The organism is Microcoleus sp. BM001215392 (assembly GCF_036700185.1).
In the GTDB taxonomy this organism is placed as follows: Bacteria; Cyanobacteriota; Cyanobacteriia; order Cyanobacteriales; family Microcoleaceae; genus Microcoleus.
Genome location: NZ_JAUBOJ010000403.1, coordinates 1 through 6,520, shown reverse-complemented (window position 1 = coordinate 6,520; position 6,520 = coordinate 1). Strand labels below are relative to the sequence as shown.

At 45.9% G+C, this 6,520-nt stretch carries 7 protein-coding genes; 3 read left to right on the top strand and 4 right to left on the bottom strand.

What is annotated here, in order from left to right; translation table 11 throughout:
* Positions 1 to 48 precede the first annotated feature (48 nt).
* Positions 49 to 198 carry an SDR family NAD(P)-dependent oxidoreductase gene (locus QT974_RS29110; RefSeq protein WP_442933221.1) on the bottom strand — a complete coding sequence of 50 codons (150 nt, stop codon included), beginning with the start codon at positions 196 to 198 and terminating at the stop codon, positions 49 to 51.
* 97 nt (positions 199 to 295) lie between these two features.
* Here QT974_RS29110 and QT974_RS29105 point away from each other — a divergent pair, with 97 nt between their 5' ends.
* Positions 296 to 1,633 (top strand): hypothetical protein, encoded by a 1,338-nt coding sequence (locus QT974_RS29105; RefSeq protein WP_333471864.1) that lies wholly within the window; start codon positions 296 to 298, stop codon positions 1,631 to 1,633.
* Between the two features lie 215 nt (positions 1,634 to 1,848).
* Here the strand turns inward: QT974_RS29105 and QT974_RS29100 are convergent, their stop codons facing one another.
* From QT974_RS29100 to QT974_RS29090, 3 genes are all read right to left on the bottom strand, one after another.
* Positions 1,849 to 2,082 (bottom strand): 2Fe-2S iron-sulfur cluster-binding protein, encoded by a 234-nt coding sequence (locus tag QT974_RS29100; protein WP_333471866.1) that lies wholly within the window; start codon positions 2,080 to 2,082, stop codon positions 1,849 to 1,851.
* A 237-nt stretch (positions 2,083 to 2,319) separates the two neighbouring features.
* Entirely contained in the window at positions 2,320 to 3,786 is a 1,467-nt protein-coding gene (cobQ, locus tag QT974_RS29095; RefSeq protein WP_333471865.1) for a cobyric acid synthase CobQ, read from the bottom strand.
* 325 nt (positions 3,787 to 4,111) lie between these two features.
* Positions 4,112 to 5,599: a Ycf66 family protein gene (locus QT974_RS29090; protein WP_333471863.1), complete on the bottom strand. Its 1,488-nt coding sequence runs from the start codon at positions 5,597 to 5,599 to the stop codon at positions 4,112 to 4,114.
* Between the two features lie 95 nt (positions 5,600 to 5,694).
* On the opposite strand from QT974_RS29090, the gene QT974_RS29085 reads away from it, so the two are divergent.
* A complete protein-coding gene (locus QT974_RS29085; protein ID WP_333471862.1) occupies positions 5,695 to 5,931 on the top strand; it encodes a hypothetical protein in 237 nt (78 codons plus the stop codon).
* 41 nt (positions 5,932 to 5,972) lie between these two features.
* On the top strand, positions 5,973 to 6,155 hold the full coding sequence (locus tag QT974_RS29080) for a hypothetical protein (RefSeq protein ID WP_333471861.1): 183 nt from the start codon (positions 5,973 to 5,975) through the stop codon (positions 6,153 to 6,155).
* Positions 6,156 to 6,520 lie beyond the last annotated feature (365 nt).

Below are 6,520 nucleotides of genomic sequence, written 5' to 3'. Positions count from 1 at the left end.
GTGACTTGGCTATGCCTGAGCTCGTTCCTATTTCTCAGACCTGAATCCTTACAATTCTTCTTGCAGTTGAGCCGCTAGCTGCTGCAATTTGGCTTCGGAACGAGCTACCAAGATAAGATTGTGCTGGCGTCGGGCTAATTCGGCGGCAAAGGCTGCACCTATTCCACCAGAAGCACCTGTAATTAAAGCAGTTGGCATGAAGTTAATTAGGATTATTTGATAGGGACTTTATATATCTTAACAATTATTTTGGCTAGCAACCTGTAGAATAATTAAAAGCGCATAAGTGAGTTTTATGAGGCGTCTTACCGATCGAGCTTTTGACATTTTGCAGGCCGAAGTTGACAAGTGCGCGGCTGATGATGCCATAGCGGGTGCAGTTTACCGCAGAATGGTAATCAAACGGCTGGAGAAATTGCGATCGCAAGACGGCACTTTCGCATCCAGAGAAGAAATCCGCGATACCTTCAAAAACGAATTTCCCAAATTCAGCGAAGAAACTCTCAAAGCTGCTGTCAAAGCCAACCGCGCACCCGGATTGTTTGATAAAATCATCTGGGTTGGCGGTTTGCTGGGCGGCGCAGCGGGGATAATTTGGCTGATTAACCTGCCTTTCCCGATGATTCGCTGGCCCGTGGCGAAAACCATGCCGATATTATTACTGCCTAGCTTTATTAGTATGGATTACAATTACCGACAGGCGATCGCCCTCGTGGAACAATCCGATCAACTGGTTAACAAAGCTACGGCTGCGGCAGATTTTGAATATGGCGACACGAAAGTAAAACAAGCGCAAAAACATCTCGATGCTTTGCCGGTGTGGTTCCTCGGCTACTATCCACAAACTTATTGCTCTTTTAGGGGTTGCACTTGGCGCTTTACAGTCGATGAATTTCAAGCAGCCCGCAAAAATATCGGGCGGATGGATGCTCAAATTTTTCAGCAAAAAAATGCTTTTACTGAGTTAGATAGAGTCGAAGAAACTCTCAACGCCGCGAAACAGCAGTACCAGCAAGCGAAAACTGCCGCCGATCGGCAAAAAGCGACGGGAAATTGGCAAAGTGCGATCGACAAACTCAACCAAATTCCCCCCGAAACCCTCGCCGGAAAAACGGCTAAGCCAAAACTCCAAGCAGCAGAAAGAGACTTTCAAGCAATGGGAGGAATCGCCACCGGTTCGGTACAAGCCGACAACTTAATTGAAGCAGCCAAAGAATTTGCTTTGTCTGCCGCCGTCGCCTCGAAACAACCGCCGCATCCAGCCGCACAGTGGGAACAAATAGCAGGATTGTGGGAAGAAGGAATTAACCGATTAAAATTGGTTCCTGTGGAGAATCCGGGCTATCTCGACGCTCAAACTAAACTCGCTCAATATCAGAACAATTTAGGAATTGCCAAGATTAGACTGCAAGCAGAAAAGGATTCTGAAAAAGCTTTGCAAGAAGCTAAAAGCTTGTTTGCCAACTTGCAAAATAACTTAAATTCTCGCAGTCAAAATCCCGGTAACTCCCTGGGGCAGTTGCAACAAATTATCAATCAATTAGAATCGGTTAAACCCGGGACAACTGTTTATCCCGAATCGCAAAAGTGGCTGCAATCTGCTCGCAAAAAACAGCAAGAATGGCAAAAATAATTAAATAGTATTCGGTTTGATCGTTTGGAATGCGAGTCCTGATTGATGCGGACTTAAGTCCGCACTACGAACGGATAAGATTAGTTTGATCGTTTGGAATGCGAGTCCTGATTGATGCGGACTTAAGTCCGCACTACGAACGAATCTGTGCGTGACGATTGAAATATTTAAAAGTGCGATCGCATTTCTGCACTGTCACACACCCTACATTAAAATCACCAAGTCGGATCGACATACAGATTAATTGTAACTTGCGTTTTCCCGGAAGGGATGCCGGAAATACAAGCACAAATCGCCTCCCCGCCATCAATTTCTACTTCGCAAGCATGACAAGAACCCATCATACAACCAGTAGGAATAGAAACCCCTGCACGTTTTGCTACATCTAGCAAAAGCTCTCCCGCTTCTGCTTCGACTGTCACGTTATCAGGCAAAAAAACAATTTTCATCATACAATTCTTCCTTTTGATATAACACCATTTTTACCAAATTTCGCACTGAAAAAATGTGAGGTTTATTGACAGCAATTATCAAGCACAGGTGCGTCGCTGTGAGATTTTCGATATTTAATTAGGTATTTTTCTCAGGCGACGCACCCTACGACTCAAGCGACTTCCTAATGACTAATGACTAATGACTAATGACTAATGACTAATGACTAATGACTGATGACTGATGACTTCTTTCTAACCTAAAATATGCTTGATATCTAAATGCTTTTCCACTGTATCTGCGAGAGTTTCTAACAGAGTTTCTCGGTGTTCCCGATAATTAGGAATACCAGTAGGTAAGGCGCGGAGTCCCCGCTGTTGGCGCAAGTGATTTAACCAAGCTCGCCGCCAAGCTCCATTATCAAAAATTCCGTGCAAATATGTACCCCAAACTGATTGAGAAGTGTTGACCATTCCTAAACTAGGATCGTCAAATAGCGGTTGAGTTAAATCAGACTCTAGCATTTGCGTTCTTCCTTGATGAATTTCGTAGCCGGAAACTGGTAAACCCGGTTGAGGATAGTTAGATGTTACGATCCGCTGGCTAGCAATTTTGTTCGGGGCGATCGCAGTTTTAATCGGCAGCAATCCCAATCCTTCAAATTCTCCCTGTTCTCCCTCAAGGCCTTGTCTGTCGCTGATACTTTCTCCCAGCATCTGAAAGCCGCCGCAAACTCCCATCACTGTGCCGCCAGCGACTAAGTAATTTTTAATAGCTTCTGCCATCCCTGTTTGGCGCAGCACCTGCAAATCGGAAATTGTAGTTTTAGAACCCGGTAAAATCACGGCGTCTGGATGGCCTAAATAATCTTTTGGGCTGATATATTTGACTGTGACGGTAGTTTCCGACTCCAGGGGGTCAAAGTCGGTAAAATTGGAAATTCGCGGCAAACGGATGACGGAAATATTCAGGTCGGTTTGAGTATTGGGAGAACGCCGATCGAGTAAATCGAGAGAATCTTCCGAGGGAAACACTTCGTCTATCCAAGGAATTACCCCAACTACCGGGATTCCAGTCCTTTCTTCCAGCCAAGTCAAGCCCGGATCTAAGATTGATTTTTGTCCTCGGAACTTGTTAATAATGAATCCTTTAATTAAAGCGCGTTCGTCGGGATCGAGCAATTCCAAAGTACCGATGATGTGAGCAAATGCGCCACCGCGATCGATATCAACTACTAGCAAAGTCCGAGCATTCAAATGTTTTGCTACCCGCATATTTGTTAAATCGCGGTGTTTGAGATTGATTTCTGCGGGGCTTCCGGCTCCTTCGCACACAATCATGTCAAATTCTTGCTTGAGAAATTCTAAAGATTCCCGAATAGCTTGCCAGCCGATATCAAAATACTGTTCATAATATTGAGATGCTCGCACATTGGCGATCGCCCTGCCCTTGACAATCAATTGAGAAGTCATATCTCCTTGGGGCTTGAGCAAAATCGGATTCATTTCTACCCAAGGTGCGATACCCGCAGCCCAAGCTTGCACAGCTTGAGCGTAGCCAATCTCTCCGCCGGCCGCCGTGACATAGGAATTGAGTGCCATATTCTGACCTTTAAACGGAGTTACCCGCCAGCCGCGTCGAGAAAAGATGCGACACAATGCTGCAACCAGTAAAGATTTTCCTGCGTGAGATGTTGTTCCCACGACCATAATTGCTTTCATAATATTAAGGAAGAACGAAGAAGTCATTAGTCATTAGTCATTAGTCAGTAGTCATTAGTCAGTAGTCATTAGTCAGTAGTCATTAGTCATCAGGAAGAAAGAAAGGGGGGTAAAAAGAAGGTAGAGGGAATAAGGTAGAAAGTCGAAGTCAGCACTTGCCGACTTCGACTCTTATAAACAGGGTTTTTTGCGGGTTCTGCGGGTTGCAATCAAGTATTGTTGTGGAAAAACCCGATCGCCACTCGCGCATAAATCCTAGAGTAATAAGTAAGAAGGTAGAAACCCGAATCAAAAAAATTCTGATTTCTACCTTTTACTTTTTGTCTCAAAATGACGGCCGATCTTCGCCTGATACATTCTCAGACTTGGGTTCAGCCGCCTGTTTGGCAGATTCTACTAAATCTGGCTCTTCTCCATCAGAAGAGACTTTTTCATCTGTCGATTCGATCGAGATTGTTGATACTGAAATTGTTTCCACCTGCACGCTCAACCCAGGTTCTCCGGGTATTTCTATCTCTACAGGCTCTGCTATTTCCACCACAGTCATTTCTATGGATAGAGGAGGGGCTGCTTCTGGTTCGGATCGATCGACATCAGGTGGTGTTGTCCCAGTCTGGGCCGACGATCGCTCTTCGATCGAATTTTCTCCTATTTTGGCCGAACTCGGGGTTTGAGCCGCTATCAACTCGGCCATTGCTTCAACATCGGTGGGAAACGGGACTCCCTGGCTTGTTTCCACAGCAGTGTTGCTGGTTTCGGCTGCCACTTCGGCGGCTGCGGAGGCTAATTCTGATTCCAGAATCACGTCGATATCCGGTGTCGGAATTGCCGCTATTTTAGATTCAGGGGCGATCGGCTCAGCAGTCGTTGGGGGTGCTGGCTTCGTCTGGGGAGTTGCATCAGACTTGTTTTTAGCAGCACCCCGTCCCAACATACCGCCGAGACTATTTTTGAAATTGTCGAATAAAGTTCCAAAACCGCCTGATTTTTTAGCTGTTTTAGCAGCAGTTGGGTTAGCTCCTGGGGCTGCTATCGGTGTCTCCGTTGCAGGTGGCGAACTAGCAGCAAACTGGGACTCTTGAGCCCTCGCCCTCCACATCAAGTCAAAATCATCGTCTTCTGGCTCGTTTTGAGCCTGTGGCTCCACAGTTGCTTCTGAGGGAATGTCTAAATTTTCTAGAGGTAGGGGTAGAGGTAAAGGAGTAAAGCTGGTGGTTGCTGGTTGTGCTGGGCGTTCTGAAGCCTCCACAGCAGCAGTCTCGACTGAAAACACAGGTATTTCTGCAATGGCGGGTGCTTTTGGCTCACCAGTTTTTAAGTCAGAGGCGATCGAGCTTTCGGCAATAATTTCAGGTATTGGGGAAATCTCCGGCTGTGCTTCTACCTTTACCTCGCCCTGATTTACAGGTGCTGGAACAGTATCAGCTTTCGGTTTGGGCGATCGAACAAACTTAGGTTTTTTCCCTGCGGGCTCTTGTTTCTTACCAAACAAACCTGAGAGAGGTGCGCCCACCGCCGCCGCCAAATTCGCCGCCTGAGGTATCGGCGTTTGCTGAGCAACTGGCGTCACCAGCCTGCGCAAAGTCAGAGTTTCCCAAGCAAACCAGCCAAGCAGAGCCACGCCCGCCATTTGACCAAGCAGGAGAGCACCAGTAATTCGCCCCGCGCAAACCCATAAAATTAACGCATAAAAAAGTCCTATCCCGCTCCAAGTAAAATCACTTTTGCGGTGAACTTCTGGAAAAAAGAAGGCCGCCATGTAAATACTGAAGCTGCCTAGACCGACCGCCAACGCCAGAATGTATGCAAGCATCTTGTCGGTACCTCCGCTGTTTCAAATAACTTCTACGCGCTAATTCTACCTTTGTGAGACACTCAACGGCTTCTTTCTCAAGGACAATTCCGGATTTGGCCGAAAGTTGGGTCACGGATGCAACTACCGGATGTAACGGATTTAAAGGATTTAACGGGTGGATGTTGACCCTACAAGTCAAGCGTAAAGATTTTCCCGACTCCGAGATTCTCCCCACTCACCCTCTCACCCCCTCACCCTCTCGCCCTTTCTTTAGTAGTGATATTTATCACTTAACTCTGGTGGTACGATCGCACTTGACGCAGACAATGTTTTGTATCTTGTACGTGTAAGAGAAGTTATGCCTTATGGCATATGTATTGGAGGCCGTATCATGTTTGAAAAACTGTTATTAGCAGCGAGCTTAACCTTATTAGTTCAAATATTTGCCGGAGTCAACACTCCCCCAAAATTACCGGTAAATTTCGTTTTGCGATCGAGCGAACCTCCAGCTCAAATCCTGAAACTTCCCTTAGTTGCTGTACCCGCAGCCCTCAAGTCGAACGTCGAATCCTAATGATGCGCGTCAGATCCTAGGTGAAGTGCGATCGAACCAAAGGCAGAGCCTGCCTAATATTTTTTTCAACCTGTGGTGTTTTATATTTTACTGTTCACAACTCATAACTTTGTAGTAACGACTGAGCGTCCTGATTAAGATCGGCTAATAAGAAGAGAAGTGCTTGCTACAAACGCTAGGTGAACAATCAGTAGCAGCTCCGATATTAATTCGCATAACCTACTCAACAAATCTCAACATTAGGTTGTGTAGTAAAAATATTCAAATATTAAAAAAAATGTTTAATCCCGAATAAACTATCGAAATAGATATATAGCCTTTCTCAGAAAGATGAGGTACGACTGGGGATAGGGCATTGGCCTCCG

Bases quoted from the DNA above. Each gene is read 5' to 3' on its own strand.
- QT974_RS29110 (WP_442933221.1), bottom strand. From the start codon at position 198: ATGCCAACTGCTTTAATTACAGGTGCTTCTGGTGGAATAGGTGCAGCC.
- QT974_RS29105 (WP_333471864.1), top strand. From the start codon at position 296: ATGAGGCGTCTTACCGATCGAGCTTTTGACATTTTGCAGGCCGAAGTT.
- QT974_RS29100 (WP_333471866.1), bottom strand. From the start codon at position 2,082: ATGAAAATTGTTTTTTTGCCTGATAACGTGACAGTCGAAGCAGAAGCG.
- cobQ (WP_333471865.1), bottom strand. From the start codon at position 3,786: ATGAAAGCAATTATGGTCGTGGGAACAACATCTCACGCAGGAAAATCT.
- QT974_RS29090 (WP_333471863.1), bottom strand. From the start codon at position 5,599: ATGCTTGCATACATTCTGGCGTTGGCGGTCGGTCTAGGCAGCTTCAGT.
- QT974_RS29080 (WP_333471861.1), top strand. From the start codon at position 5,973: ATGTTTGAAAAACTGTTATTAGCAGCGAGCTTAACCTTATTAGTTCAA.